The sequence below is a fragment of the Psychrobacter sp. UBA3483 genome (genome assembly GCF_002377905.1).
Classification (GTDB): Bacteria; Pseudomonadota; Gammaproteobacteria; order Pseudomonadales; family Moraxellaceae; genus Psychrobacter.
Map to the genome: position 1 here is coordinate 38,664 of NZ_DFQS01000043.1, position 24,122 is coordinate 62,785.

Genomic DNA, 24,122 nt, shown 5'->3' on the forward strand with positions numbered 1-24,122 from the left:
AAAATATTATGTCCGAAGAGCTGCTGATTAATATTAGTCCCATGGAATCGCGCGTCGCCGTGTTAGATAACGGGGTGTTGGGCGAGATTTATATCGAGCGTCATCATAAACTTGGCTTGGTCGGTAATATTTATTTGGGTACGGTAGTACGCGTGCTTCCTGGCATGCAAGCAGCTTTTGTCGATATCGGCCAGTCACGCACCGCGTTTTTACATGTCAATGATATGCAGCGCGAACCGCGTCCCGTCAGTGAGAGCAAAAATAAGACCTCAGAAAACACCGATAACCAACGTCCTGTTATCGAAGCTACCGCTGATGATTTGGCGGTAACGCCGCCTGTGGTCAGCGCACACAGTACTGAGGTGGTAGCCGTTACAAAATCTCTTATCCAGCATCGACTGCACGAAGGCCAACGTATCTTAGTACAAGTCACTAAAGACCAGCTTGGTAGCAAGGGCGCGCGTTTAACCACCAATATATCGCTGCCATCACGTTACTTGGTCTATCTGCCATCGAGCGATCATATCGGTATCTCGCAGCGTATTGATGGCGAAGAAGAACGCACTCGTCTAAAGACTGAACTGGCAAGCCTGATGCAAACGGTCAACCTACAAGGTGGCCTGATCGCGCGTACCGCCGCTGAGCGCGTGCCGGTTAATAAACTCGAAGAAGATATCTACTATCTATTACAGCTCTGGCGCACCATTTGCGCCCGTCGCCAAGAGACAAAACCAAATCAAAGCTCTGAGCTTATTTATCAAGAATTATCACTGCCGCTGCGCTCCATTCGTGACTTGGTGCATGCCGATACCGAAAAAGTGGTGATTGATAACGCGCAAATCTACGAGCAAGTCCGTTATTTTGCTAAAGAGTTTGTGCCTTTCGTCTACGACCGTATTGTGCATTATACCGCCGAGCCTTCCTTGTTTGATGTCCACCGTGTCGAGGATGATTTGCGTGATGCCCTAAAACGCCGTGTTGATTTAAAGTCTGGTGGCTATCTGATTATCGATCAAACCGAAGCCATGACCACCATTGACGTCAATACCGGCTCTTTTGTTGGTGGGCGCTCGTTAGAAGATACGGTATATAAAACCAATTTAGAAGCCACTCACGCCATCGCACGCCAGCTACGCCTGCGTAATCTTGGCGGCATTATTATCTTAGATTTTATTGATATGCTTGAGCAGCAGCATAAAGACGATATTTTAGAGAGCCTGCAAGCGCAGTTGGCGCAGGACTACGCCAAAACCAAAATCACCCAAGTCAGTGAGCTTGGGCTGGTTGAAATGACGCGTAAACGTACCCGTGAGTCGCTTGGACAGCAGCTATGTGAACCTTGCTCAACCTGTCAGGGTCGCGGCTTTGTTAAAACGGCCGAAACCGTTTGCTTTGAGATATTTCGCGAGATTATGCGCTGTGCGCGAACTTATAACTCGCCCAAGAAATTCACTGTGGTTGCCCATGCTGCCGTCATTGACTTACTATTGACCACCGAATCAGACACCGTCGCAGATTTAGAGTATCTATTAGGTAGAGTGATTACCTTTGAGGTCGAAAATCTCTATACCCAAGAGCAATATGACATCGTTTTAGATTAATGATAGAGTAAATTTATACCATTATAAAGTATCTTAATTGAGGTTTTGATAAGAAAATTATTGATAAAAGCGCTTGTTTATAAAGGGGGATATCTCAAAACACCGCCGATATTACTCTTGCAATGAGCGAAATACTATGTATAATACACACCACTGAATTATATATGCGCAGCCAATTAAACAGCTGGCGCTATGACAGCTAGAGCATCGTTTCTAGCACTATTTCATTATGCCTTTGCTGACATCCTATAATGGAAGGGTCGGCGGGGCTTTAAACTATTTTGCTTTTGGCACGCTATAAGTTCCGGTAACGAACTCATTCTGGTTAAGAACAGAAGGCCGCTTAAAGTGAATATTTAACCAAACGGCTTTTGCTCATATCTTTGCAAAGCAAGAATGACAAAAGCACATATTAGGAGCTTGCTGGCATGGCTAACCAGAGAATCCGTATCCGTCTTAAGTCTTTTGATCATCGTCTGATTGATCAATCTGCACAAGAGATCGTTGATACTGCAAAGCGCACCGGTGCGCAAGTTTGTGGTCCTGTACCGTTGCCGACTCGCATTGAGCGCTTCAACGTTCTAACCTCACCACACGTTAATAAAGACGCTCGTGACCAGTACGAAATCCGTACTCACAAGCGTATGGTTGATATCGTTCAGCCTACCGACAAAACTGTGGATGCGCTAATGAAGTTAGACTTAGCGGCGGGTGTTGACGTTCAAATTGCTTTGGGTTAATGCAAAACACACCCAACCCATTAATATAAGATATAAAGAGGTCTAAAATGGCGATCGGTTTAGTCGGTAAAAAATGCGGCATGACCCGTATCTTCACTGAAGCAGGCGAATCTATTCCTGTTACAGTGGTTGAGGTCAATGCTAACCGCATTACTCAAGTAAAAAATACTGATGTAGATGGCTATCAAGCCATTCAAGTTACCACAGGTACTCGTCGTGACAGCCGCGTAACTGCTGCACAGAAAGGTCACTTCGCTAAAGCTGGCGTTGCAGCTGGCCGTGGTGTATGGGAATTTCGTGCCAATGACAGCGATCTTGAAGGTCGTGAAATTGGTGGTGAGATCCTAGCTGACTTGTTCGAACAAGGTCAGATTGTAGATGTCACAGGACAGAGTAAAGGTAAAGGCTTTCAAGGCGGCGTAAAGCGTCACAACTTTAGCATGCAAGATGCCACTCATGGTAACTCAGTGTCTCACCGTGTCCTTGGTTCAACTGGTCAAAACCAGTCACCAGGTAAAGTCTTCAAAGGCAAAAAAATGCCAGGTCAAATGGGTAACAAACGCGTTACCGTTCAGGGCCTAGAAGTGATATCGGTTGATGTTGAAAAAGGGTTACTTGTCATCAAGGGTGCTATCCCAGGTGCCACCGGTGGCGATGTCATCGTACGTCCGTCAGTCAAAGCCTAAGCAAGGGGATTAACGTGGATTTAAAAACAGTTACAGGGGCGGCAGTTGAGCTTTCTGATACGGCTTTCGGTCGTGAATTCAACGAAGCATTAGTGCATCAGGTCGTCACCGCATATCTTGCTGGTGCTCGTCAAGGTACACGCGCTCAGAAAACCCGTGCCGAAGTTTCTGGTGGTGGCATCAAGCCATGGCGCCAAAAAGGTACTGGTCGCGCTCGTGCAGGTTCTATTCGTAGCCCAATCTGGCGTTCAGGTGGTCGTGCATTCGCAGCCAAACCACAAGATTGGTCACAGAAAGTTAACCGCAAAATGTATCGCGGTGCGATGCAGTGCATCCTAGCCGAATTGATTCGCCAAGAGCGTTTGATTTTGGTTGAAGAGCTAAGCGTTTCTGGTCCTAAGACCAAAGAGCTGATTGCAAAGTTAAATGATTTGGGCGCACCTCGTGCACTCATCGTCACCAAAGAAGTTGACGAAAATCTATACTTAGCTGCGCGCAACATCCCACACGTCAATGTACTTGGTACAAACGAAGTGGATCCAGTGAGCTTGATTGCTTTTGATAAAGTAATCATGTCAGTTGAAGCTGCGAAACAATTTGAGGAAGCACTAGCATGAATAACGCAAGACTTTATCAGGTCTTAAGAGGGCCTGTATTCTCAGAAAAATCTCAAATGCTTGGCGACTCACTTGGTGTACAGGTATTTAAAGTTGACTCTAATGCTACTAAGCTTGAAGTCAAAAAAGCGGTTGAGATGATGTTCGAAGGCGTTGAAGTTTTAAAAGTAAACACTTTGAATGTTAAAGGTAAGACAAAGCGTTTTGGTAAAAATATCGGCCGTCGTAATGACTATAAAAAAGCCTACGTTACCTTAAAAGCTGGTCAAGATGTACAAATGGCTGATGCTGGTGAAGAGGTCGCAAACACGACTGCTTCTACTAGTGAAACAGCGAACAACGAATAAGGATTACACTCATGCCTATCGTAAAAGCAAAGCCAACATCACCAGGCCGTCGTTTTGTTGAAAAAGTGGTGCATCCACACCTTTACAAAGGTCGTCCTTTTGCAGCGCTTCTCGAATCAAAAAGTAAGTCAGGTGGTCGTAACAATAATGGTCGCATCACGACTCGTCACGTTGGTGGTGGTCATAAGCAACATTATCGTATTATCGATTTTAAACGTACTAAAGACAATATCCCAGCTGTGGTTGAGCGTATCGAATACGATCCTAACCGTACTGCACACATTGCTTTACTTAAGTACGCTGATGGCGAACGTCGCTACATCATTGCTGCTAAAAAACAAGCAGTTGGCGATACCGTCATGTCAGGAGAGAACTCTCCAATCCGTCCAGGTAACTGCTTACCACTGAAAAACATCCCATTGGGTACTGTGATTCACAATATCGAACTTAAAATCGGTAAAGGTGCACAGCTAGCTCGTTCTGCGGGTGCCAGCGTTCAGCTACTAGGTCGTGACGGTATTTATGCTATTCTACGTCTACGCTCAGGTGAAACTCGCCGCGTACACGTGAACTGCCGTGCTGTTATTGGTGAAGTTTCTAACACTGAAAATAACTTGAAATCACTTGGTAAAGCCGGTGCTTCACGTTGGCGCGGTGTTCGTCCTTCTGTTCGTGGTGTCGCGATGAACCCGGTTGATCACCCACACGGTGGTGGTGAAGGTCGTAACAAAGGTCGCCATCCAACCAGCCCTTGGGGTCAGAAGTCTAAAGGACTTAAAACGCGTCATAATAAGCGTACTGACAGTATGATCATCCGCCGCCGCGCCAAGAAGAAATAAAGGAAGAATTTCATGCCTCGTTCATTGAAAAAAGGTCCATTCATAGACGCGCACTTATTTGCTAAAGTTGAGAATGCATTAGACACCAACTCACGCAAACCAATTAAAACTTGGTCGCGCCGCTCGATGATTTTGCCACAAATGGTTGGCCTAACCTTATCTGTTCACAACGGCCGTACTCACGTACCGGTTATCGTAAGCGAGCAGATGGTTGGTCATAAACTAGGTGAATTTGCCCCGACTCGTACATATCGTGGTCATGGCATTGACAAGAAAGCTAAGAGATAAGGTGCTTACCATGGAAGTAACTGCAAAATTACGCGGTGCCGCCATATCGGCACAAAAAGTTAGACTCGTTGCTGATGAAGTTCGTGGCAAATCTATCGAGCGTGCTTTGGATATCCTAACGTATAGTAATAAAAAAGGTGCTGTCTTCGTTAAGAAATGTCTTGACTCAGCCATCGCCAATGCCGAACACAACAACGGTTTAGATATCGATACCCTTAAAGTATCAACCATCTACGTTGATGAAGGCATTACGCTAAAACGTATCCTACCACGTGCTAAAGGTCGCGCTGATCGTATCAGTAAGCGTACTTGTCACATCACTATAAAGGTAGGAGAATAAGTTATGGGTCAAAAAGTACATCCAATCGGAATTCGTCTTGGTGTTGTCAAAAAGCATAACGCAAACTGGTATGCTAACCCTAAACAATACTCAGAATACCTCATCAACGACATTCAAGTTCGTGAGTATCTACGCAAAAAACTAGACAACGCTATGATCAGCAACATCATGATTGAGCGTCCTACTGGTGCTGCTAAGATTACCATCGCCACTGCGCGTCCTGGTATTGTTATCGGTAAAAAAGGCGAAGATATCGAAAGACTTCAAAAAGAATTGACCAAAATTATGGGCGTACCTGCTCAGGTCAACATTGAAGAAATCACATCACCTGATCTTGATGCACGTTTGGTAGCAGACGGTATCGGCAGCCAACTTGAGCGCCGTGTTATGTTCCGTCGTGCGATGAAACGCGCCGTACAGAACAGCATGCGCTCTGGTGCTAAAGGTATCAAAGTTGAGCTGTCTGGCCGTCTTGGCGGTGCTGAGATTGCTCGTACTGAATGGTACCGTGAAGGTCGTGTGCCATTGCATACACTCCGCGCTGATATTGACTACGCGTCAATTCGTGCAGAAACCACATACGGCACTATCGGTGTAAAAGTTTGGATTTTCCGTGGCGAAATCCTTGACGGTATGAACAGCGTATATAATCCCGTCAAAGAAGAGCAGACTCGTGCGCCAAAACGCCGTGGTCGTGGAAACGGAAACCGTCGAAACACAGACAGAGGTTAAACTATGTTACAGCCAAAACGTACCAAGTTTCGTAAAATGCACAAAGGTCGTAACACAGGTCTTGCTCACCGTGGAAGCACCGTTGCATTCGGACAAATTGGTCTAAAATCGTTGACTCGTGGTCGTATGACTGCCCGTCAAATTGAAGCAGCACGTCGTACCATCACTCGTAAAATTAAGCGTGGCGGTAAGATTTGGATTCGTGTATTCCCAGACAAACCTATTACCAATAAACCACTAGAAGTACGTATGGGTAAAGGTAAAGGTCCAGTCGAGTATTGGGTATGCGAAATCAAACCTGGTAAAGTGCTATATGAACTCGAAGGGGTTTCAGAAGAACTTGCTCGCGAAGCGTTAACGCTTGCTGCAGCAAAACTGCCCTTTAAAACTACCATTGTTAAGCGGACGATAATGTAATGAAGATCAGTGAATTACGTGATAAATCATTAGAAGAACTGACTCAGTTACTTGATGAAAAGCAACTTGATGCTTTCCGTATTCGTATGGCTAAAGCAACGGGTCAGTTGGGTAACACCCATGAAGTCAGAGGCAATCGTCGCACGATTGCTCAGATTCAGACTTTGATTAACGAGAAACAACGAGGCGACTCATGAGCGATAACAATCAAACAGCTAATGCTAGCGTATTGACAGGACGAGTTGTCAGCGACAAGATGGACAAATCCATCACAGTTTTGATTGAGCGTCTGGTTCGTCATCCTTTGTATGGCAAACAGCTTCGTCGTTCTACAAAAATCAAAGCTCATGATGAAGATAACGTTTGTCAACAAGGCGACCTTGTCCGCATCAAAGAAACGCGTCCAATCTCAAAAACCAAGTCTTGGACTTTGGTTGAAGTGGTTGAAAAAGTAGAAAAAATCTAAGTAAATTGCATTAAAAGCCAGAAGCTGTTAAAATAGCCGCCTTTTTAAGGATGCTGATTGCGCCGAGCGTATATCACTCACATTAAGAGTAGCAGCGGTTATTAATATTAAAATGCCGACTACTCATTCTGTGCTAGCGGCAGCAACTGGTTTTTATTGCTCATACGTGTGGAGTAACGCTATGATTCAGGTTGAATCGATGCTGGAAGTTGCAGACAATAGCGGTGCAAGACGAGTTCAGTGCATTAAAGTACTGGGTGGCTCTCATCGTCGTTATGCATCAGTTGGCGACATTATTAAAGTAACGGTTAAAGAAGCCATTCCGCGTGGTCGTGTTAAAAAAGGCGACGTGATGAATGCAGTAGTTGTACGTACCAAAAAAGGCGTTCGTCGTCCTGATGGTTCAGTTCTGCGTTTTGATGACAATGCTGCGGTATTGTTGAACCAAAACAAAGCACCGATAGCAACTCGTATTTTTGGACCGGTAACTCGTGAACTACGTGGTGATCAGTTTATGAAAATTGTATCACTAGCACCAGAAGTATTGTGAGGTAATCCATGTCAAAATTACGTAAAGGCGATACAGTTATCGTGATTGCTGGGAAAGACAAAGGCAAGCAAGGTACTGTACAAGCTGTAAAAAACGATCGTATTAAAGTTGAAGGCATCAACATTGTCACCAAACATCAGAAGCCAAATCAGGCAACTGGTACTGAAGGCGGCATCGTTAAGCAAGAAGCTTTTTTGCATATCTCAAATGTCGCAATTTTAAATGCGCAAACCCAAAAAGCTGATCGTATTACTTATCAGTTCGGTGAAGACGGCAAGAAACAACGCGTCTATCGTTCGAACGGTGAAGTAGTGGCGACTGCGTAAGACACTAAGGGTGTAATGGTAATGGCAAGATTAAAATCTTTATATAACGAAGAATTAAAGCAACAAATCAAAGAAGAGCTTGGTTTGGCGAATGTGATGCAAGTGCCTAAAATCACTAAAATCACACTTAATATGGGTGTGGGCGGCGCGTCTCAAGACAAGAAATTGCTTGAAGGTGCTGTAGCTGACATGACCGCTATTGCTGGTCAAAAACCTGTCGTCACCAAAGCGCGCAAATCAGTTGCTGGCTTTAAGATTCGTGAAGAATGGCCAATTGGCTGTAAAGTAACGCTACGCGGTGAGCAAATGTACGAATTTTTAGATCGTCTCATTGCCATTGCAATTCCTCGTATTCGTGATTTCCGCGGTTTTTCACCTAAAGCCTTTGACGGACGTGGTAACTACTCATTGGGTATCAAAGAACAAATCGTATTCCCAGAAGTAGACTTTGACAAGATTGATCGTATCCGCGGTATGGATGTGACCATCACCACGTCAGCTGGTACTGATGAAGAAGGTCGTGCGTTGCTTAAAGCATTCGGCTTCCCATTTAAATAAGGTAAAGACGTTATGGCAAAGAAGAGCATGATTAACCGCGAATTAAAACGCGAAAAAATGGTTGCTAAATATGCTGAAAAGCGTATTAAGCTAAAAGAAACTATCAATGATATCAACGCATCAGACGAAGAGCGTATGGAAGCGATGTTAGAGTTACAAGCTCTACCACGTAACGCATCTCCAGTACGTCTGCGCAACCGTTGTGCTATCACTGGTCGTCCTCACGGTTACTTCCGCAAGTTTGGCTTATCACGCAATATGCTGCGTGAGCGTGTCATGCAAGGCGATGTGCCTGGTGTTCGTAAAGCAAGCTGGTAAGGAGTAACGATATGAGTATGCAAGATACCGTTGGGGATATGCTAACCCGTATTCGTAACGCACAAATGGCTAATAAAGTATCGGTAGCAATGCCGAGCTCTAAACTACGTAAATCAATCGCTGACCTGTTGGTTAGTGAAGGTTATGTGGCCAGCGCTGTTGTAACTGAGCAAGACAACAATAAAGCAACTTTGACCATCGAATTAAAATACTTCGAAGGCAAAGCGGTTATTGAAACGATTCAACGTTATAGCCGTCCTGGTTTACGCCAGCATCGCGGTAAAGACGCTATCCCTACTGTTAAACAAGGTATGGGTGTTGCTATCGTATCGACCAGCCAAGGTATCATGAGCGATCGTGCTGCACGCGCTGCTGGTATCGGTGGTGAAATCGTTGCATTCGTTGCCTAATTAGCAATCATTGCTATCGGTAACGAGACGATAAAGTCTACTTGATCGTTGTTAGGCACTTATCAATTTTATAATAGATATTTTTTAACATTGATAGGTGTCTAATGCAGTCAATTATGCTAAACTAACACGCTTTTTAGCCTGTTAGTTTTTTCGCTAATAAAAGCAAGTTAATTTTTTTAAGGAATATTCCTATGTCTCGTGTGGCTAAAGCCCCAGTAGCACTGCCTAGCGGCGTAAGTGTTACTTTGAACGATCGGCAGGTCGAAGTTAAAGGCAAAAATGGCAATATGTCTTTACGCCTGCATGAATTGGTCGAGCTAAAACAGGAAGATGATGCAATTCTTCTCTCACCTGCAGCCGATTCAAAAGAAGCCATGATGCATACTGGCACCATGCGCTCTTTACTAAACAATTTAGTAATAGGCGTAAATGAAGGTTTTGAAAGACGCCTTCAACTTATTGGTGTTGGTTATCGCGCTCAAGCTACTGGTAATAAAGTAACGCTAAACGTTGGTTACTCACATCCAGTAGAATATACGCTACCTGAAGGTGTATCAGCTGAAACCCCAACGCAAACTGAAATCGTTTTAAAATCAAACGATAAGCAGCAGCTTGGTCAAGCAGCGGCTAATATCCGCGGTTTCCGCCCACCAGAGCCTTATAAAGGTAAAGGTATTCGTTATAGTGACGAGCATGTGATTCGCAAAGAAGCCAAGAAAAAATAAGGTGAGTTGAAATGTTTGATAAAAAAGCAGCTCGTCTACGTCGAGCAAAGAAAACCCGTGCACATATCCGTTTTTTAGGCGTAAATCGCTTAACGGTTAACCGCACCCCAAGACATATTTATGCCCAAATTATCTCTCCAAACGGTGGTGAAGTGATTGCTCAGGCATCTACCTTAGACAGCAGCTTACGTTCAGGTGCAACTGGTAACGTTGATGCAGCGACGTCTGTGGGCCAATTGATCGCAGAACGCGCAAAAGCAGCTGGTATTACTAAAGTTGCCTTTGACCGTAGTGGTTTTAAATATCATGGTCGAGTAAAAGCTTTAGCTGAAGCTGCTCGCGAAAACGGATTGGAGTTTTAATCATGGCTAGAAATGATAAAAATGATAAAAATGAACAGACTGACGGTCTAGTAGAACGCTTAGTTACCGTTGATCGCGTTGCAAAAGTGGTTAAAGGTGGTCGTATTTTCTCATTTACTGCGCTAACCGTAGTGGGTGATGGCAATGGCCGTGTTGGTTTTGGTCGTGGTAAAGCACGTGAAGTACCAGCTGCTATTCAAAAAGCACTTGAAGCTGCTAAGCGCAACATGATTACTGTTGAGCTTGATGGTGCAACATTGTTCCATCCGATCAAAGCACGTCATGGTGCTAGTAAAGTCTACATGCAGCCTGCATCTGAAGGTACTGGCGTAATCGCCGGTGGCGCAATGCGTGCGGTATTAGAAGTTGCTGGTGTTAAAGACGTTTTAACGAAATCTCATGGTTCTACCAACACTGCAAACGTTGTACGTGCAACATTCAACGGTTTACGTGATATGTCAACTCCAGAAAAGATGGCAGCAAAACGTGGTAAATCTGTAGACGAAATCTTGGGTTAACTTAGAAACTAGGTGAGTTACGATGAAAAAAATGAAAGTCACTCAATTTAAATCGGGTGCCCATCGCCTCAAGAGCCACAAAGCGAGCTTGAAAGGATTGGGTTTACGCCGTATTGGTCATACTGTTGAAGTAGAAGATACTCCTTCAACGCGCGGTATGGTCAATCGCGTCAACTACATGGTAAAAGTGGAGGAAGCGTAATGGGACTTAGATTAAATGAATTATCACCAGGTGTTGGCGCGAAAAAAACTGCCCAACGTCGTGGTCGTGGTATCGGTTCAGGTCTTGGCAAAACTGGTGGTCGCGGTGTAAAAGGTCAGAAATCTCGTTCAGGTTCTAGCATTCGCTCAGGATTTGAAGGCGGTCAAATGCCTTTATATCGTCGCCTACCAAAATTTGGCTTTACCAGTAAAATGGCAATGACGACTGCTGAAGTTCGTTTGTCTGAACTGAACAAAGTCGAAGGCGATGTGGTTAGCATTGAAACACTAAAAGCTGCTAACGTTATCCGTCATGACATGAAACGCGTTCGTATTATGTTGTCAGGCGAAGTCACTAAAGCTTATACTTTTAAAGGTATCAAAGTGACTAAAGGCGCCAAGCAAGCAATCGAAGCTGCTGGTGGTAGCATCGAGGAGTAGTAACGTGTCAAAACAATCAATGTCATCGACTGGTATACCGCTCAATCCATTTGCCTTTATACGCAAGTATGATGAGTTATGGACGCGTTTATTATTCTTAATCGGCGCATTGATTGTTTATCGTTTAGGGTCACATATCCCTGTACCGGGTATCAATCCGGTTAACTTGGCTGATCTGTTTTCGCGCAACGAAAATACCATTTTGAGCATGTTTAACATGTTCTCAGGTGGTGCACTAGAACGTATGTCCATCATGGCACTTGGCATCATGCCATATATTTCAGCATCTATTATCGTTCAGATGATGTCTGCGGTATTGCCATCGCTTGAAGCCCTCAAAAAAGAAGGCGAAGCGGGACGACGTAAGCTAAACAAGTACACCCGTCAAGGGACACTTGCATTGGCACTAGTACAGTCATTAGGAATGTGTGCTGGCTTAATCAGTCAGAATCTTACCTTATCTACTGGTTTGACTTTTTATATTCCAGCGGTTACCTCATTGGTAGCAGGCGCTATGTTCTTAATGTGGCTCGGTGAGCAGATTACAGAACGCGGCGTGGGTAATGGTATCTCAATGCTCATCTTTGCGAGTATTGTGGCTGGTACGCCAGGTATGATTTCGCAATCTATCGAACAGGTCAATCAAGGACAGATGAACTTGATTGTGCTTTTTATCTTTGTATTGCTAGGCATCGCAGTGACTGCTGGTATCGTTTATATTGAACGTGCCCAGCGCCGTGTCCCAGTAAACTATGCGCAGAAGCAACAACAAGGTCGCAAAATTTACGCTCAGCAGCAGTCGCATTTGCCGTTGAAGCTGAATATGGCAGGGGTTATTCCCGCTATTTTTGCCAGCTCGTTGTTGTTGTTTCCAGCAAGTTTGGGGCAGTGGGTTGGTCAATCGGCTGATCCTACTTTTACACAAAAGATATTACAAAATATGGCACTGGTGTTGTCTCCAGGGCAGCCGCTGTATTTGGTTCTGTTTGGCGCAATGATTATTTTCTTCTGTTACTTTTACACGGCATTGGTATTTAGTCCGCGTGAAGTTGCTGAAAACCTTAAACGTAGTGGTGCGTATATCCCAGGTATTCGCCCCGGACAACAAACTCAGCGTTACCTTGATCATGTATTAAACCGACTGACCTTTATTGGCGCGATGTATATGACGGTTATTTGTTTAATGCCAATGGTCGTGCAGTCATCGTTTGGTGTACCGTTTCAACTCGGTGGTACGTCATTACTGATTATGGTGGTTGTGGTAATGGACTTCATTTCGCAAATCCAAGCGCATTTGATGACCCATCAATATCATGATCAGACGTTAATTCAATCGCCCACTCAACCTTAAATGAGCGGTACGATATCTCAAAGGAGTATGCTATGAAAGTTCAAGCATCAGTTAAGAAGATTTGTGGTAGCTGTAAAGTTGTGCGCCGTAAAGGCCGTGTACATGTTATTTGTACCGCAGAACCTCGCCACAAGCAACGTCAAGGTTAATGTTTTAAAGACATAAAGCGTCACGCTTATTGGATTTATACAATTAATACTTGAAAAATGACGGCGGATGCGATATCATCCGCCACTTGCCGTAGTTTATGCAAAATCTTTTATAAAATGGTCAATGAATAGGCTTGTTATCAAGTTGAAGCAGCGATAATAATTATAAAAGCTTTGGTATCGACAGCAACAAATCTGAAGAATACCCCCTTATTCAAACAATAAGGATATTTTTCTTTAATGGAGAGAAATCAATGGCTCGTATTGCCGGCGTAAACATTCCGGATAATAAGCATGCTGTTATTTCACTAACTTATATCTTTGGTATAGGTCGTACCACTGCTCAGAAAATCTTAGAAGCAGTTGGCATTGCCCCTACTACTAAAGTTAGCCAGTTAGATGATACACAGTTAGATGCTATCCGTGCACAAGTTGCAAATTACATGACTGAAGGTGATCTTCGTCGTGAAGTGTCAATGAATATCAAGCGCTTGGTTGATCTTGGTTGTTACCGTGGCATCCGCCATCGCCGTAACCTACCAGTTAGAGGTCAGAACACCAAGAACAACGCTCGTACTCGTAAGGGTCCGACACGCCCTCTCAAAAGATAATTAACTTAGGAAGCTAAAAGATGGCTAAAGACACTCGTAGTCGCAAAAAAGTGACTCGTCGTTCAGTATCGGAGGGCGTTGCCCATATCCATGCGTCTTTTAATAACACCATTGTTACGATTACCGATCGTCAAGGTAATGCACTGGCTTGGGCCACTTCAGGTGGACAAGGCTTCCGTGGTTCACGTAAATCTACACCATTTGCCGCTCAGGTTGCAGCTGAAGTCGCTGGTAAAGCGGCTCAAGAATATGGTGTTAAGAATATCGACGTTTTGGTTAAAGGACCAGGACCGGGTCGTGAGTCTGCGGTAAGAGCACTTGGTGCATTGGGTTATAAAGTTAACAGCATCTCTGATGTAACCCCAATCCCACACAATGGTTGCCGTGCGCCGAAAAAGCGCCGCGTCTAATATTAAAGACGAAGCTTTTTATCATAAGAGCTTATAGGAGACATAACAATGGCCCGTTATATTGGACCAAAACTCAAATTATCACGTCGTGAAGGTACAGACTTAGGCCTTAAGTCTGGTGTTAAACCATATGACGTAAAAACGAAAAAAGCGGCTCGTCCACCTGGTCAACATGGTGTCAGTCGTAATAAGAGCTCAGAATACTCTCTACAGTTACGTGAAAAACAAAAAGTTAAGCGTATCTACGGTGTACTAGAGCGCCAGTTTGCTAACTACTATAAAGAAGCTGCTCGTAAGCGTGGCGCTACTGGTGAAAACCTGTTAGCAATGCTTGAGAGTCGCCTTGATAACGTCGTTTATCGCATGGGCTTTGGCTCAACTCGCGCTGAAGCACGTCAGCTAGTTAGCCATCGCACTGTGATGGTTAAAAAAGCTGGTCGTGATGAGTTTGTTCGTGTGAACATTCCATCAATTCAGTTGCAAGATGGTGATGTCGTCGCTATCCGTGAGAAGTCTCGCGAACAACTACGTATTAAAAACGCTATTGAACTAGCGACACAACGTGGTATTCCAGAATGGCTAGATGTTGACCACAGCAAACTACAAGGCACGTTTAAACAAGCGCCTGATCGCATTGATCTACCTGCTGAAATCAACGAAAGCTTGATCGTTGAGCTATACTCTAAGTAAGTAACGTACTGCTCGATGTTATAAAAATAGCATTGAGCAATTGACGTTAATTAAACCAGTTTAATAAATCGAGGTGACATCATGATGCTAAGTGCAACTGAGTTTCTAACGCCGAACGCCATTAACGTGGATACGGTTAATGAAACGATTGCGAAAGTCACGCTCGAACCGTTAGAACGCGGCTTTGGGCATACCTTAGGGAATGCCTTACGTCGCATCTTGTTATCTTCATTACCTGGTGCTGCAGTCATTGAAGCGGAGATTGATGGTGTTGACCATGAATACTCAACGCTTGAAGGACTACAAGAAGACGTACTTGACTTGCTTTTGAATTTAAAAGGCTTGGCAATTACCCTTCATGACCAAAATGAAGTATTCTTGACCTTGGATAAACAAGGTCCAGGCACTATTACTGCTGCAGACATCACGTTGCCGCATAATGTCGACATTATCAATCCAGAATTGGTATTGGGTACATTAAGCGACCGTGGCCATCTTAAGATGCGTCTGCGTGTGGTAATGGGTCGTGGATATGAGCCAGCAAACCAGCGCCGTGAAGATGGTGACACTAAAGCGATTGGACGCTTGAAGCTTGATGCAAGCTTTAGCCCAGTACTACGTGTTGCTTATCAGGTTGAGAACGCACGTGTAGAACAACGTACCGATCTTGATCGTCTTATCATCGAGCTTGAAACTAATGGCACTATCGATCCAGAAGAAGCAATTCGTAAAGCAGCCACTATTTTACAACAACAGATTTCTATCTTTGTTGACCTAGAAGCTGAAGAAGCGCCTGAGCCTGTGAAAGAAAAAGAAGAGGTTGATCCGGTGCTATTACGCCCTGTGGACGATCTTGAACTAACGGTTCGCTCAGCCAACTGCTTGAAAGCTGAAAACATTTACTATATCGGTGATTTGGTACAGCGTTCAGAGACTGAACTACTAAAAACCCCAAATCTTGGTAAGAAATCATTGACCGAAATCAAAGACGTATTAGCGTCTAAAGATTTAGAGCTCGGTATGCGCCTAGACAACTGGCCACCAGCTGACCTTCGTGTCGATGATCGCTTTTCTTATCGTAGCCGTTAAACTTTAAGGATTTTTGACTATGCGCCATCGTAAGAGTGGAGTCAAGCTGGGTCGTACCGGCAGTCATCGTAAGGCAATGTTTCAGAACATGACTAACTCATTATTTGAGCATGAACTGATCAAAACAACTTTACCAAAAGCAAAAGAATTGCGCCGTGTTGCTGAGCCATTAATCACTTTGGCTAAAGAAGACAGCGTTGCTAATCGCCGTTTGGCATTTAGCCGTATGCGTAGCAAAACTATGGTAGGCAAACTATTTGGCACGTTAGGTCCTCGTTACCAAACTCGTCCAGGTGGTTATTTGCGTATCGTAAAATGCGGTTACCGTGATGGTGACAATGCGCCAATGGCTTATGTAGAATTGGTTGATCGTGACTAATTTTATACGCTCATTGTATAATTAAAAAAGCTCCAATAATTTGGAGCTTTTTTTATGCCTTTTATTTATAAAAGCTATTATTTATGGCACTAGTGAGCTGACGTCAGCCGCGCCTTGTCTGATGATTTCAGGCTGATTGCTGGTCATATCGACGATGGTAGTCAATTTTGTGGTTTTAATACCCGCATTGATTAGACCATCTAATTGACTACCTAGCAAGTCTTCGATTTCAAAGGGATCGTCCAATATGTCATCGCGGTGCGGCAATATGAGTGAACTGGTCAATATAGGCTCATCCATCGCTGCTAAAAGTGCTTGTGCAATAGGGTTACTGGGCACGCGAATACCAATGGTTTTTTTCTTAGGATGCGCCAACTTCTTAGGTACATCTTTGGTGGCGTTTAAAATAAAGGTAATCGGTGCCGGCGTAAGCGCTTTTAGCTGTTTAAATTGCACATTGTCCACCGTTGCATAGTTGGCAATTTCACTTAAATCGCGACATAACAAGGTAAATTGATGCTTATCATCAAGCTCGCGGATGTGTTTAAGCTTTTCTAGTGCATCTTTAGCGCCTAAGCGGCAGCCAAACGCATAACTGGTATCGGTAGGATAGATAAGTAATTGGTCGTTACGTAATAAATCTGCCGCTTGTTCGATAAGCCGCGGTTGTGGGTTGTCCGGATGAATGTAAAATACTTGCATGATTTTTCCTTATTTTATAATTATAGAGTGCTTCATACGCATTTTTTAAAAAATAGAATGTTTTGTTTTTTGGCGTATCTCTCTGACTGCCTCAAAAGATTACGCTACTACTTAATCAGTATAACGCAAAGTAAATATAAGTTTATTAGCAAGGCGTTACGGTGAGTAGGGAAACGTTAACGCTATAGTTGTGGACCGCTTTCGATAGGAAATACATATCTAGAGAGCAGTTTTTCATCGCTAATTAGCAGTACAAATCGTTAATAATGCCTGCAATAATATTTTGGCATCATGTGGTATGGTGTGAGGTGCGGCTATATATGCTTTGGCCTGCCGATAAACGTCCTGCGCAAAGGTGCTGGTACTGGTATCAAAGGTGGCAAACAAATTGTCTTGCGAGACTTGAAAAGAACGCCCGCACGCTAAAGTAAATAAACACTCTAACGCTTGTGGTTTGATTTCTACACGCTCAAATGCTTGTTGTTGAGCCTCGGTGCGCCCATCAGGTGCATACCAGTAGCCAAAGTCAGAGAGCTGTCTACGGCGTTCACCTGCAATAAAAAAATGGCTACACTCATGCAATCCGCTTTGAAAGAAACCATGGGCAAATTCAATACGTGCTGGCTGATTGGCTTTGGCAGGAAAATACTCTGGTTCGCCGGCGCCCCGTACTAGGATAACGTGCTGATGGGCAAATAGCGTATTAAAGAGACTTATCAGCCAATCGGTCGCTGCTTTTTCATTCTCACCAAGCGTGTTGATATTTTCAGCATGGATGATTTTCTGCCATTGTTTTGACAGTGCGTTTAACTGCATCTCTGAAATAGAGCTCAAAAACTCAGGTGGCTCTTTGGTTTCTAAAGTATTTAAACGATGTAGCAAACGTTTTGCGTCAGAGCCAGAAAGCAAAATGGAGAAGTCAGGATCAACAGCAGGCGATATCATATGAATATATTAACCAAATAAAAAGGTAGAGCGCGTGATTTGCAACGCGAGCAAGCTAAGGTAAATGCAAACTTAATAGGAAAATACATACCAAGAATCTTAACATACTAGCCCTAGCGCTTATCGACGCTTTCCGTTAGTATGGCAGGCAATATTATACACCGTTTTTGATGAATGAGGCCGCGCATGTCAAGCACTCCAATAAACAAGCCGTCAGCGCTTCAGGCTGACAAAACAGCAGCTGCAATGTCGACCAACCTGCCAGAACATATTTCTTTAAGTAAATGGGAGGACAGTGGCTTTGAATGGTCAGGGCAAGTTGCGCCGCCTTCTTTTGAGCGCCTAAATGCCATACTATCGACTGAGCACGAGCAATCAAACCTTGAGCTTAAAGCCAACCTATATCGCCATAATAATGTGTTGCATTTGTCTTTTACTCTCACAGGTGAGATATGGTTGACCTGCCAGCGTTGTTTGCAACCGATTGCCATTGATTTGACTGATGACTATGATATTGCATTGTTAGATAACGAAAGCCAAGTGCGTTTGGTCGGTGAAGAGCAGGATTACTTGCTGCTCGATGAAATTATCACTGAGCCTGCGCCTGAGCGTTTATTGCCGTTTAAAAAATTGATCGAAGATGAAATTTTGCTAAAAGCGCCTATGGCACCAAAGCATGATGACTGTGAGATGAGCGTTGAGCAGTTTGGTGACATTCCAGAAGAAGAGGAAAATGAGAATCCTTTTGCGGCATTAGCGTCGCTAAAAGGTAAGTTATAACCGCATAACTGGCAGCATAACGTCGATAAATCATTACTTTTCACCTTTTATCAGCTTTATTGAGAAGAGTGAAAAGCAGGGCTTTATTAATTGGCGAAACATGCGTATAATGTCCCGTTTATTGCATTCTAGCAACCTGCCAATGGCAGAGAGAAGCTGGCTTCGCAAACGAACTATAGATTTTAGACGTAGTCAGCACTTTAATACGTGTGGCAATCTATTTAACTAATGATGCGTAAGACTTAGGTTGTTGTGATTATATAGCCTCTGTCGGTATCGATTAAAGCTGAATTTCAAGCTTAACCCTTTTAAGTATAGGAGCTATATCATGGCTGTTCAAAAAAGTCGTAAAAGTCGTTCTCGTCGTGACATGCGCCGTTCACATCATCGTATGGAAGTGGCTGAATTAAGCATCGACGCTACTACTGGTGAAAAACATCGTCGTCATCACATGACTAAAGATGGTTTCTATCGTGGTCGCCAGCTTTTCAAAGTTAGTCAAGACGCTTAATTTATTTGCGCGCTGATGGTTGATGCAAAATGCTGGTAGTTCTAATGACTATCGATGATTTTACACAGTTGTTATGGTGCAAGCAGTTTAAGCAAACAAGAGCCAAGTTATCTCGCTATCATATATTATGAAGTCAGATATCTTGGCTTTTTGTTATGTATTTTTTAGCAGCTAATGGCGATAAAAATATCGCCTTTTTAGCTTTCAGTTTTTGATAGCTATGCTAATTGTCTGCGTCAGTGTATAGTTTAATAGCAGTCAGCTGTCTTAAAGGAATAATGATAGCGGCGCTTTGTACAGCAAATCTTTTTATTAGTCTCTAATTTTATTATAAACCCCATTCATTTAGGGGTATTTCCAATTAAATAAGGAATATTGGTTATGGCCTCTGTACCCGATACGGTAAAAAAACAACCCACCCGTATAGCCGTCCTATTCCCTGGACAAGGCTCGCAAGTGGTTGGTATGCTGAGCGAGCTTGCCGAAACCTATCCTGAGATTCGGGATACTTTTACGGAAGCGAGTACGGCGCTTGATGAAGATTTATGGGCAATTTGTCAGGACGAAGATAAGCTGAATCAAACCCAATATACTCAGCCAGCCTTATTAGCCGCTAGCATAGCAATTTGGCGCATCTTACAACAAAAAATAGAGGATAAACCTTGTTACTTAGCGGGTCATTCCTTGGGTGAATATAGCGCCTTGTGTGCCGCTGGGGTGATATCTCTAGCTGATGCGGTTAAGTTGGTACATAAACGCGGTCAATTGATGCAAGAGGCAGTGTCAGGGGTCGATACAGCGATGGCAGCGGTGCTGGGTCTTGAAGACCACCGCGTCGAAAACTTATGCGAACAAGCGACCGAGCACGTCGATGATGCCATTGTTGGCGCTGCAAACTTTAATAGTCCAGGTCAAGTGGTGGTTTCAGGTAACGCCGCTGGCGTCAACGCCGTGATCGATAAAGTTCAAAATACTGGTAAAAAAGCCATTCCATTAAAGGTTAGTGTGCCGTCGCATTGTGCGCTCATGGAGCCTGCGACTAGCGCTTTGGCGCAAGAGTTGGCAGCCATTCAATTTGACCAAGCGGCCATTCCAGTGATTCAAAACCGTCATGCGCGCGTTGAAACCAATGCAGTCGCTATCAAACAAGCATTGACCGAGCAGCTCAGTGAGCCTGTCCTATGGTCGAAAACCATGCAAGAATTGGCCGACAAACAAATTAATATTTTAATCGAATGTGGCAGCGGTAACGTCTTAAGTAATTTGGCCAAGCGTCAAGCGCATCCTATCGTAAGTTATCCTACCGACAAGCCTGCCCGTTTAGATAAGTTGATGGAGGTATTATCATGAGCCGTACGATTACATTAGTGACGGGCGCAAGCCGCGGTATCGGTAAAGCCGTTGCCAAACGTTTTGCCAAAGAAGGACACTTTGTCATTGGCACCGCAACTACCGAGAAAGGCGCAGCACTTATTGAAGAATACCTAAACGATAGTGGTGGTATTGGACGAGTACTAGACGTGCGCGATACGGCGCAGATTGATAAGCTGTTTGAAGAAATCGAAAGCGTTTACGGTGCCGTTCAAGTACTGGTCAATAATGCCGGTATTACTCAAGATGGCTTATTGATGCGTATGAAAGATGAAGATTGGGACAATGTTGTCGATACCAATCTGACTTCAGTTTATCGCATGAGTAAGCGAGCGGTACGCGGTATGATGAAAGCACGTCGTGGGCGTATCATCAATATCACCTCTGTGGTCGCGCAAATGGGCAATGCGGGTCAATCTAACTACGCAGCCACTAAAGCCGGCGTCGAAGGCTTTAGCCGGACGCTGGCGCGAGAAATTGGTTCACGTCAAGTGACGATTAACTGTGTGGCACCCGGCCTTATCGAAACCGATATGACCGATGAGCTTGATGAGCGCCTACTTAACTCAATGCTCGATGCCGTACCAATTAGCCGTTTGGGTCAGCCAGAAGATATCGCCGCTGCCGTCTCATTCTTAGCAGGCGATGAAGCCAGCTATATCACTGGTGCGGTTATTCCTGTTAATGGTGGTATGTACATGTAGCGTTAGAACTCTCATTCTAATTTGGCGTTACATAGTTATAATAAAAAACTCTGTGAACGAGTGTAAACTATAATAAAGGGTGCTATAATGACGGATACTTTTTTGTCAAAGCCCTGTATGATAGCTAGGTTTTAGCAGACATTAGTCAAAACGTATAATTGGTTATCTGGCCCTCAGACAGCCGTGATAATTTGACCAGCCCATTTTATATATACTGCCATAGCGCTTTACTATAAGACTATGGCAATTTGTCAAAATAATAGATCAAAAAGGAGAAATCTACATGAGTAATGATACCGAGCTAAGAGTTAAATCTGCGGTAGCGGAACAATTAGGTATGAACGTTGAAGACATCAACAATGATGCTTCATTCATGGAAGACTTAGGCGCTGATTCATTAGACCTAGTTGAATTGGTTATGTCATTCGAAAGCGATTTTGGCATCACTATTCCTGATGAAGATTCAGCAGAATTAACGACTGTTCAAAAAGCCATTGATTACGTACAAGCGCAACTGTAAATAATCATTTGCTTAGTAAGTAAGTGTGATAGGACCGTTTATCTTTATTGATAAGCGGTTTTTTTAACACTGTTTTTTAGATGGAATGATTAACTCTCTGTTTTACCTTTTACAATGACTCAAATTCGCTGGCCTATTTAAATCATAGCTATTAATGATAAAGTTACATAAGCTACGCCAAATCAACATTACTCAACATACTATTACTAGAGGGATTATCCAGCTTTGTCTATACTAGAAATGGTAAGAACTGAAAACTAAGAAAGGTAAACAGTAGAAAAGTAATGTCTGTCAAAACCGATTAAACTTTAATGGCTGTTTAACCACTAAGTAACCTTCATGTTAATTACAAATCACGTTAATAGGCAGAGGAAAGCAGTTAAACATATCGCCTATTAAAACAATAATGATAAATAACGAATAACAAAATTTTAAGGAGCAATTTTATGGGTATGTTCAGTTTTGCAAAAGACATTGGTGAAAAGATTTTTAACCGTGACGATGCCAAGCATGACGCTAAAGCGGAAACCAAAGCGGATGCTAATACCCCAGTTCAAAGCACAGAGCCTTCTGCTCAGTCAGTTGCCAATATTCTACTACGCCGTATTCAGCAGCAAAATCTGAATATCAGTAATCTAAAAGTAAAATATAATGGTTCTACAGATACAGCCGAAATCAGTGGTAAAGCTAAGACACAAGCAGATCGCGAAAAAGCCATTATCGCTATCGGTAACGTGCAAAACGTCGCCAAAGTTATTGATAATATTGACATTGAAGAAGATGCGCCTGAATCTACCATGTATACGGTAAAATCTGGCGATAGTCTGTCTAAAATCGCCAAAGAAGTATATGGGTCAACGGGTGATTATATGAAAATATTTGAAGCCAATAAGCCAATGTTGTCTGATCCCGATAAGATTTATCCAGGTCAAGTACTACGTATTCCTAAGCCATAATAGGCTATTAAATGTTTAAAGCTAAACATTTAAACACAGATATTTAAAGTTATACGCTAATAAAAATGCCTCTCACTAACATTAGAGGCATTTTTTTGGTTTATTATTTGCCATAGAATTTATGGCTTTAAGCTTTCTAGTTTTTCCTGTTGTTCTTTGATGGCCCAATTAATATGTTCGTCCAGCATTGCATTATGAACACCCAATTTTGCTTGCAGTTGGGTGATTATTTGTGCATTACCCTCTGCATTACCAAGGCCAATGGCAATATTGCGTAAAAAATTCACGTAACCGGTGCGTCTAAGCGGACTGCCTTCGGTCTTTTTCATAAACTCTGCTTCTTGCCATTGCCATAGCTCAAGCAAACTGCTGTTATCAAGATTGTGTCTTGGGGCAAAATCTTCTACTGGCGTGATATTTGCGTAGCGATTCCACGGGCAAATGAGCTGACAGTCGTCACAACCAAAGATGCGATTACCAATAGCGCGGCGATATTTGCTATCTATAATGCCGTCGTGCTCGATGGTAAGGTAAGAAATACAAGCAGAAGCGTTAAGCTCATAGGGCGCGATAATCGCCTGAGTAGGGCAGACGTCGATACAAGCGCTGCAACTGCCGCAATGCTCCTTGACAGGTTCGTCATCGGGTAGCTCAAGGCTCATAAATAGCTCGCCGAGGACAAAAAATGAACCAGCTTGCTTGTTTATGAGCAGGGTATGTTTGCCCGTCCAACCAAGACCCGCCGCATCGGCAATAGGACGTTCAAAGATAGGCGCAGAATCGCTAAAGGGGCGAAAAATAAAGTCCTGCTCTGAGCCAATATTAAGATGCTGCCATTCAGGTAGCATGTTTTCGATTTTTAATGCCAATTGCTTTAAGCGACTGCGCATCGTTTTATGATAATCGCGGCCCCTAGCATAACGGGCGATGATACCTTGATTGGGATAAGCGTTATCAGTGACTGCGCGCGGCGTGGGAGTTTGGGTTAAATAATCCATACGCACGCTGATGATGGTTTTTGCGCCTTCTACCAATAGCGCAGGTTGCGCCCGCAGATGATGGTTATGATGCATAAACTGCAATTGCCCCTCATACCCTTTTGCCAGCCATTGTTTTAAATGTTCTGTTTGCTCGATAAATAAAGGATGATGCACCGATAAAAAGCCACAGTCAGCAAATCCTAGGGCTTGCGCTTGGGCTTTAATCCATAGTTTAACCTCTGCTGGTGTAGCAAAGCTTGAGGCATTATGAACGGCAATTCTTGCTTGCCCTGCATGAATAGGCGCAGACGCCTGCGCTGCCAAATTGTGAGCATCTGAGGTCTGTGCGTCTGGCTGTGTTGATTGAAATTGTTTAGGTTGAGCTTTGCTATTCATAATGCGCGATAAATGATAATGTGAATAGCAGTATGATAAGCCAGTGAGCGACGAGCGCAAGTAGCAAAACCAATAAATCTGTATTTATACCAA

At 43.6% G+C, this 24,122-nt stretch carries 37 protein-coding genes and 1 pseudogene; 35 read left to right on the plus strand and 3 right to left on the minus strand.

Features of this window, described 5'->3' with window-relative positions:
• Positions 1–8 precede the first annotated feature (8 nt).
• The 29 genes and pseudogenes from B2866_RS07345 (at position 9) to rplQ (ending at position 16,164) form a co-directional block, all read left to right on the plus strand.
• Entirely contained in the window at positions 9–1,601 is a 1,593-nt protein-coding gene (locus B2866_RS07345) for an Rne/Rng family ribonuclease (protein ID WP_296192238.1), read from the plus strand.
• Positions 1,602–2,029: 428 nt separating this feature from the next.
• Entirely contained in the window at positions 2,030–2,341 is a 312-nt protein-coding gene (rpsJ, locus tag B2866_RS07350; protein ID WP_010196670.1) for a 30S ribosomal protein S10, read from the plus strand.
• Between the two features lie 47 nt (positions 2,342–2,388).
• Entirely contained in the window at positions 2,389–3,027 is a 639-nt protein-coding gene (gene rplC, locus B2866_RS07355; protein WP_296192241.1) for a 50S ribosomal protein L3, read from the plus strand.
• Positions 3,028–3,041: 14 nt separating this feature from the next.
• Positions 3,042–3,644: a 50S ribosomal protein L4 gene (gene rplD, locus B2866_RS07360; RefSeq protein ID WP_068408479.1), complete on the plus strand. Its 603-nt coding sequence runs from the start codon at positions 3,042–3,044 to the stop codon at positions 3,642–3,644.
• A complete protein-coding gene (gene rplW / locus B2866_RS07365) occupies positions 3,641–3,991 on the plus strand; it encodes a 50S ribosomal protein L23 (protein ID WP_068408477.1) in 351 nt (116 codons plus the stop codon). Before rplD ends, rplW begins: the two co-directional genes overlap by 4 nt.
• An 11-nt stretch (positions 3,992–4,002) precedes the next feature.
• Positions 4,003–4,830 (plus strand): 50S ribosomal protein L2, encoded by an 828-nt coding sequence (rplB, locus tag B2866_RS07370; RefSeq protein WP_068408475.1) that lies wholly within the window; start codon positions 4,003–4,005, stop codon positions 4,828–4,830.
• 12 nt (positions 4,831–4,842) lie between these two features.
• A complete protein-coding gene (gene rpsS / locus B2866_RS07375; protein WP_010196682.1) occupies positions 4,843–5,118 on the plus strand; it encodes a 30S ribosomal protein S19 in 276 nt (91 codons plus the stop codon).
• 10 nt (positions 5,119–5,128) lie between these two features.
• Positions 5,129–5,458 carry a 50S ribosomal protein L22 gene (rplV, locus tag B2866_RS07380; RefSeq protein ID WP_068408473.1) on the plus strand — a complete coding sequence of 110 codons (330 nt, stop codon included), beginning with the start codon at positions 5,129–5,131 and terminating at the stop codon, positions 5,456–5,458.
• Positions 5,459–5,461: 3 nt separating this feature from the next.
• Positions 5,462–6,296, plus strand: a pseudogene (gene rpsC / locus B2866_RS07385) (30S ribosomal protein S3).
• Positions 6,194–6,607, plus strand: coding sequence for a 50S ribosomal protein L16 (gene rplP / locus B2866_RS07390; RefSeq protein WP_068034608.1), 414 nt, complete (start codon positions 6,194–6,196; stop codon positions 6,605–6,607). Before rpsC ends, rplP begins: the two are co-directional and overlap by 103 nt.
• Complete coding sequence (gene rpmC / locus B2866_RS07395; protein ID WP_010196696.1) at positions 6,607–6,804, plus strand: 50S ribosomal protein L29; 198 nt, start codon at positions 6,607–6,609, stop codon at positions 6,802–6,804. The genes rplP and rpmC overlap by 1 nt, the downstream gene beginning before the upstream one ends.
• On the plus strand, positions 6,801–7,073 hold the full coding sequence (gene rpsQ / locus B2866_RS07400) for a 30S ribosomal protein S17 (protein WP_068408467.1): 273 nt from the start codon (positions 6,801–6,803) through the stop codon (positions 7,071–7,073). The genes rpmC and rpsQ overlap by 4 nt, the downstream gene beginning before the upstream one ends.
• Before the next feature lie 181 nt (positions 7,074–7,254).
• Positions 7,255–7,623 carry a 50S ribosomal protein L14 gene (gene rplN / locus B2866_RS07405; protein WP_010196702.1) on the plus strand — a complete coding sequence of 123 codons (369 nt, stop codon included), beginning with the start codon at positions 7,255–7,257 and terminating at the stop codon, positions 7,621–7,623.
• 8 nt (positions 7,624–7,631) lie between these two features.
• Positions 7,632–7,949 (plus strand): 50S ribosomal protein L24, encoded by a 318-nt coding sequence (gene rplX / locus B2866_RS07410; RefSeq protein WP_068408465.1) that lies wholly within the window; start codon positions 7,632–7,634, stop codon positions 7,947–7,949.
• Positions 7,950–7,970: 21 nt separating this feature from the next.
• Entirely contained in the window at positions 7,971–8,507 is a 537-nt protein-coding gene (gene rplE / locus B2866_RS07415; protein WP_102077550.1) for a 50S ribosomal protein L5, read from the plus strand.
• Positions 8,508–8,519: 12 nt separating this feature from the next.
• Positions 8,520–8,825, plus strand: coding sequence for a 30S ribosomal protein S14 (rpsN, locus tag B2866_RS07420; RefSeq protein WP_102077551.1), 306 nt, complete (start codon positions 8,520–8,522; stop codon positions 8,823–8,825).
• A gap of 11 nt (positions 8,826–8,836) precedes the next feature.
• The gene (rpsH, locus tag B2866_RS07425; protein WP_102077552.1) at positions 8,837–9,235 is read left to right on the plus strand and encodes a 30S ribosomal protein S8; all 399 of its coding nucleotides are present in this window, start codon (positions 8,837–8,839) and stop codon (positions 9,233–9,235) included.
• Between the two features lie 194 nt (positions 9,236–9,429).
• Positions 9,430–9,963, plus strand: a complete 534-nt coding sequence (gene rplF, locus B2866_RS07430) for a 50S ribosomal protein L6 (protein ID WP_068408459.1) — start codon at positions 9,430–9,432, stop codon at positions 9,961–9,963.
• A gap of 11 nt (positions 9,964–9,974) precedes the next feature.
• Positions 9,975–10,325 (plus strand): 50S ribosomal protein L18, encoded by a 351-nt coding sequence (gene rplR, locus B2866_RS07435; RefSeq protein WP_068408457.1) that lies wholly within the window; start codon positions 9,975–9,977, stop codon positions 10,323–10,325.
• A gap of 2 nt (positions 10,326–10,327) precedes the next feature.
• Positions 10,328–10,843, plus strand: a complete 516-nt coding sequence (rpsE, locus tag B2866_RS07440; protein ID WP_068408455.1) for a 30S ribosomal protein S5 — start codon at positions 10,328–10,330, stop codon at positions 10,841–10,843.
• 22 nt (positions 10,844–10,865) lie between these two features.
• Positions 10,866–11,045, plus strand: a complete 180-nt coding sequence (rpmD, locus tag B2866_RS07445) for a 50S ribosomal protein L30 (RefSeq protein ID WP_068408453.1) — start codon at positions 10,866–10,868, stop codon at positions 11,043–11,045.
• Complete coding sequence (gene rplO / locus B2866_RS07450; protein WP_068408451.1) at positions 11,045–11,485, plus strand: 50S ribosomal protein L15; 441 nt, start codon at positions 11,045–11,047, stop codon at positions 11,483–11,485. Before rpmD ends, rplO begins: the two co-directional genes overlap by 1 nt.
• A 19-nt stretch (positions 11,486–11,504) precedes the next feature.
• Positions 11,505–12,836 carry a preprotein translocase subunit SecY gene (secY, locus tag B2866_RS07455; protein WP_197488912.1) on the plus strand — a complete coding sequence of 444 codons (1,332 nt, stop codon included), beginning with the start codon at positions 11,505–11,507 and terminating at the stop codon, positions 12,834–12,836.
• Between the two features lie 32 nt (positions 12,837–12,868).
• Entirely contained in the window at positions 12,869–12,985 is a 117-nt protein-coding gene (gene rpmJ, locus B2866_RS07460) for a 50S ribosomal protein L36 (protein WP_011279805.1), read from the plus strand.
• A gap of 254 nt (positions 12,986–13,239) precedes the next feature.
• Positions 13,240–13,596, plus strand: coding sequence for a 30S ribosomal protein S13 (gene rpsM, locus B2866_RS07465; protein ID WP_058025564.1), 357 nt, complete (start codon positions 13,240–13,242; stop codon positions 13,594–13,596).
• Positions 13,597–13,616: 20 nt separating this feature from the next.
• Positions 13,617–14,006 carry a 30S ribosomal protein S11 gene (gene rpsK, locus B2866_RS07470; RefSeq protein ID WP_058368279.1) on the plus strand — a complete coding sequence of 130 codons (390 nt, stop codon included), beginning with the start codon at positions 13,617–13,619 and terminating at the stop codon, positions 14,004–14,006.
• Between the two features lie 48 nt (positions 14,007–14,054).
• A complete protein-coding gene (rpsD, locus tag B2866_RS07475) occupies positions 14,055–14,696 on the plus strand; it encodes a 30S ribosomal protein S4 (RefSeq protein ID WP_068408447.1) in 642 nt (213 codons plus the stop codon).
• A gap of 81 nt (positions 14,697–14,777) precedes the next feature.
• Entirely contained in the window at positions 14,778–15,785 is a 1,008-nt protein-coding gene (locus B2866_RS07480) for a DNA-directed RNA polymerase subunit alpha (RefSeq protein WP_068408445.1), read from the plus strand.
• A 19-nt stretch (positions 15,786–15,804) separates the two neighbouring features.
• Positions 15,805–16,164: a 50S ribosomal protein L17 gene (gene rplQ / locus B2866_RS07485; RefSeq protein WP_068408443.1), complete on the plus strand. Its 360-nt coding sequence runs from the start codon at positions 15,805–15,807 to the stop codon at positions 16,162–16,164.
• Positions 16,165–16,245: 81 nt separating this feature from the next.
• On the opposite strand, the gene B2866_RS07490 is transcribed toward rplQ, so the two are convergent.
• Both B2866_RS07490 and B2866_RS07495 read right to left on the minus strand, forming a co-directional pair.
• Complete coding sequence (locus B2866_RS07490) at positions 16,246–16,866, minus strand: L-threonylcarbamoyladenylate synthase (protein ID WP_296192270.1); 621 nt, start codon at positions 16,864–16,866, stop codon at positions 16,246–16,248.
• Between the two features lie 240 nt (positions 16,867–17,106).
• Positions 17,107–17,811: an elongation factor P hydroxylase gene (locus tag B2866_RS07495; RefSeq protein ID WP_296192275.1), complete on the minus strand. Its 705-nt coding sequence runs from the start codon at positions 17,809–17,811 to the stop codon at positions 17,107–17,109.
• Between the two features lie 186 nt (positions 17,812–17,997).
• Here B2866_RS07495 and B2866_RS07500 point away from each other — a divergent pair, with 186 nt between their 5' ends.
• The 6 genes from B2866_RS07500 (at position 17,998) to lysM (ending at position 22,653) form a co-directional block, all read left to right on the plus strand.
• Complete coding sequence (locus B2866_RS07500; protein WP_296192277.1) at positions 17,998–18,591, plus strand: YceD family protein; 594 nt, start codon at positions 17,998–18,000, stop codon at positions 18,589–18,591.
• Between the two features lie 328 nt (positions 18,592–18,919).
• Positions 18,920–19,102: a 50S ribosomal protein L32 gene (rpmF, locus tag B2866_RS07505; RefSeq protein WP_068408434.1), complete on the plus strand. Its 183-nt coding sequence runs from the start codon at positions 18,920–18,922 to the stop codon at positions 19,100–19,102.
• A 381-nt stretch (positions 19,103–19,483) separates the two neighbouring features.
• Positions 19,484–20,452: an ACP S-malonyltransferase gene (fabD, locus tag B2866_RS07510; protein ID WP_296192281.1), complete on the plus strand. Its 969-nt coding sequence runs from the start codon at positions 19,484–19,486 to the stop codon at positions 20,450–20,452.
• Positions 20,443–21,177 (plus strand): 3-oxoacyl-ACP reductase FabG, encoded by a 735-nt coding sequence (fabG, locus tag B2866_RS07515; RefSeq protein WP_296192376.1) that lies wholly within the window; start codon positions 20,443–20,445, stop codon positions 21,175–21,177. The genes fabD and fabG overlap by 10 nt, the downstream gene beginning before the upstream one ends.
• Positions 21,178–21,460: 283 nt before the next feature.
• Positions 21,461–21,697, plus strand: coding sequence for an acyl carrier protein (gene acpP, locus B2866_RS07520; protein WP_068034635.1), 237 nt, complete (start codon positions 21,461–21,463; stop codon positions 21,695–21,697).
• A 446-nt stretch (positions 21,698–22,143) separates the two neighbouring features.
• Complete coding sequence (lysM, locus tag B2866_RS07525) at positions 22,144–22,653, plus strand: peptidoglycan-binding protein LysM (protein ID WP_144297874.1); 510 nt, start codon at positions 22,144–22,146, stop codon at positions 22,651–22,653.
• Between the two features lie 119 nt (positions 22,654–22,772).
• On the opposite strand, the gene queG is transcribed toward lysM, so the two are convergent.
• Positions 22,773–24,029, minus strand: coding sequence for a tRNA epoxyqueuosine(34) reductase QueG (queG, locus tag B2866_RS07530; RefSeq protein ID WP_296192287.1), 1,257 nt, complete (start codon positions 24,027–24,029; stop codon positions 22,773–22,775).
• Between the last annotated feature and the right edge of the window lie 93 nt (positions 24,030–24,122).

Bases quoted from the DNA above. Each gene is read 5' to 3' on its own strand.
- rpsE (WP_068408455.1), top strand. From the start codon at position 10,328: ATGGCTAGAAATGATAAAAATGATAAAAATGAACAGACTGACGGTCTA.
- rpsM (WP_058025564.1), top strand. From the start codon at position 13,240: ATGGCTCGTATTGCCGGCGTAAACATTCCGGATAATAAGCATGCTGTT.
- B2866_RS07500 (WP_296192277.1), top strand. From the start codon at position 17,998: ATGTCAAGCACTCCAATAAACAAGCCGTCAGCGCTTCAGGCTGACAAA.
- rplC (WP_296192241.1), top strand. From the start codon at position 2,389: ATGGCGATCGGTTTAGTCGGTAAAAAATGCGGCATGACCCGTATCTTC.
- B2866_RS07495 (WP_296192275.1), bottom strand. From the start codon at position 17,811: ATGATATCGCCTGCTGTTGATCCTGACTTCTCCATTTTGCTTTCTGGC.
- secY (WP_197488912.1), top strand. From the start codon at position 11,505: ATGTCATCGACTGGTATACCGCTCAATCCATTTGCCTTTATACGCAAG.
- rplO (WP_068408451.1), top strand. From the start codon at position 11,045: ATGGGACTTAGATTAAATGAATTATCACCAGGTGTTGGCGCGAAAAAA.
- rplN (WP_010196702.1), top strand. From the start codon at position 7,255: ATGATTCAGGTTGAATCGATGCTGGAAGTTGCAGACAATAGCGGTGCA.
- B2866_RS07480 (WP_068408445.1), top strand. From the start codon at position 14,778: ATGATGCTAAGTGCAACTGAGTTTCTAACGCCGAACGCCATTAACGTG.
- rpsH (WP_102077552.1), top strand. From the start codon at position 8,837: ATGAGTATGCAAGATACCGTTGGGGATATGCTAACCCGTATTCGTAAC.
- lysM (WP_144297874.1), top strand. From the start codon at position 22,144: ATGGGTATGTTCAGTTTTGCAAAAGACATTGGTGAAAAGATTTTTAAC.
- rplR (WP_068408457.1), top strand. From the start codon at position 9,975: ATGTTTGATAAAAAAGCAGCTCGTCTACGTCGAGCAAAGAAAACCCGT.
- rpmJ (WP_011279805.1), top strand. From the start codon at position 12,869: ATGAAAGTTCAAGCATCAGTTAAGAAGATTTGTGGTAGCTGTAAAGTT.
- fabD (WP_296192281.1), top strand. From the start codon at position 19,484: ATGGCCTCTGTACCCGATACGGTAAAAAAACAACCCACCCGTATAGCC.
- rpsK (WP_058368279.1), top strand. From the start codon at position 13,617: ATGGCTAAAGACACTCGTAGTCGCAAAAAAGTGACTCGTCGTTCAGTA.
- rplV (WP_068408473.1), top strand. From the start codon at position 5,129: ATGGAAGTAACTGCAAAATTACGCGGTGCCGCCATATCGGCACAAAAA.
- rplX (WP_068408465.1), top strand. From the start codon at position 7,632: ATGTCAAAATTACGTAAAGGCGATACAGTTATCGTGATTGCTGGGAAA.
- rpsN (WP_102077551.1), top strand. From the start codon at position 8,520: ATGGCAAAGAAGAGCATGATTAACCGCGAATTAAAACGCGAAAAAATG.
- rplW (WP_068408477.1), top strand. From the start codon at position 3,641: ATGAATAACGCAAGACTTTATCAGGTCTTAAGAGGGCCTGTATTCTCA.
- rpmC (WP_010196696.1), top strand. From the start codon at position 6,607: ATGAAGATCAGTGAATTACGTGATAAATCATTAGAAGAACTGACTCAG.
- rplE (WP_102077550.1), top strand. From the start codon at position 7,971: ATGGCAAGATTAAAATCTTTATATAACGAAGAATTAAAGCAACAAATC.
- rpsS (WP_010196682.1), top strand. From the start codon at position 4,843: ATGCCTCGTTCATTGAAAAAAGGTCCATTCATAGACGCGCACTTATTT.
- rplF (WP_068408459.1), top strand. From the start codon at position 9,430: ATGTCTCGTGTGGCTAAAGCCCCAGTAGCACTGCCTAGCGGCGTAAGT.
- rplP (WP_068034608.1), top strand. From the start codon at position 6,194: ATGTTACAGCCAAAACGTACCAAGTTTCGTAAAATGCACAAAGGTCGT.
- rplB (WP_068408475.1), top strand. From the start codon at position 4,003: ATGCCTATCGTAAAAGCAAAGCCAACATCACCAGGCCGTCGTTTTGTT.
- rpmD (WP_068408453.1), top strand. From the start codon at position 10,866: ATGAAAAAAATGAAAGTCACTCAATTTAAATCGGGTGCCCATCGCCTC.
- B2866_RS07345 (WP_296192238.1), top strand. From the start codon at position 9: ATGTCCGAAGAGCTGCTGATTAATATTAGTCCCATGGAATCGCGCGTC.
- rpsQ (WP_068408467.1), top strand. From the start codon at position 6,801: ATGAGCGATAACAATCAAACAGCTAATGCTAGCGTATTGACAGGACGA.
- rpmF (WP_068408434.1), top strand. From the start codon at position 18,920: ATGGCTGTTCAAAAAAGTCGTAAAAGTCGTTCTCGTCGTGACATGCGC.
- acpP (WP_068034635.1), top strand. From the start codon at position 21,461: ATGAGTAATGATACCGAGCTAAGAGTTAAATCTGCGGTAGCGGAACAA.
- rplQ (WP_068408443.1), top strand. From the start codon at position 15,805: ATGCGCCATCGTAAGAGTGGAGTCAAGCTGGGTCGTACCGGCAGTCAT.
- rpsJ (WP_010196670.1), top strand. From the start codon at position 2,030: ATGGCTAACCAGAGAATCCGTATCCGTCTTAAGTCTTTTGATCATCGT.
- queG (WP_296192287.1), bottom strand. From the start codon at position 24,029: ATGAATAGCAAAGCTCAACCTAAACAATTTCAATCAACACAGCCAGAC.
- B2866_RS07490 (WP_296192270.1), bottom strand. From the start codon at position 16,866: ATGCAAGTATTTTACATTCATCCGGACAACCCACAACCGCGGCTTATC.
- rpsD (WP_068408447.1), top strand. From the start codon at position 14,055: ATGGCCCGTTATATTGGACCAAAACTCAAATTATCACGTCGTGAAGGT.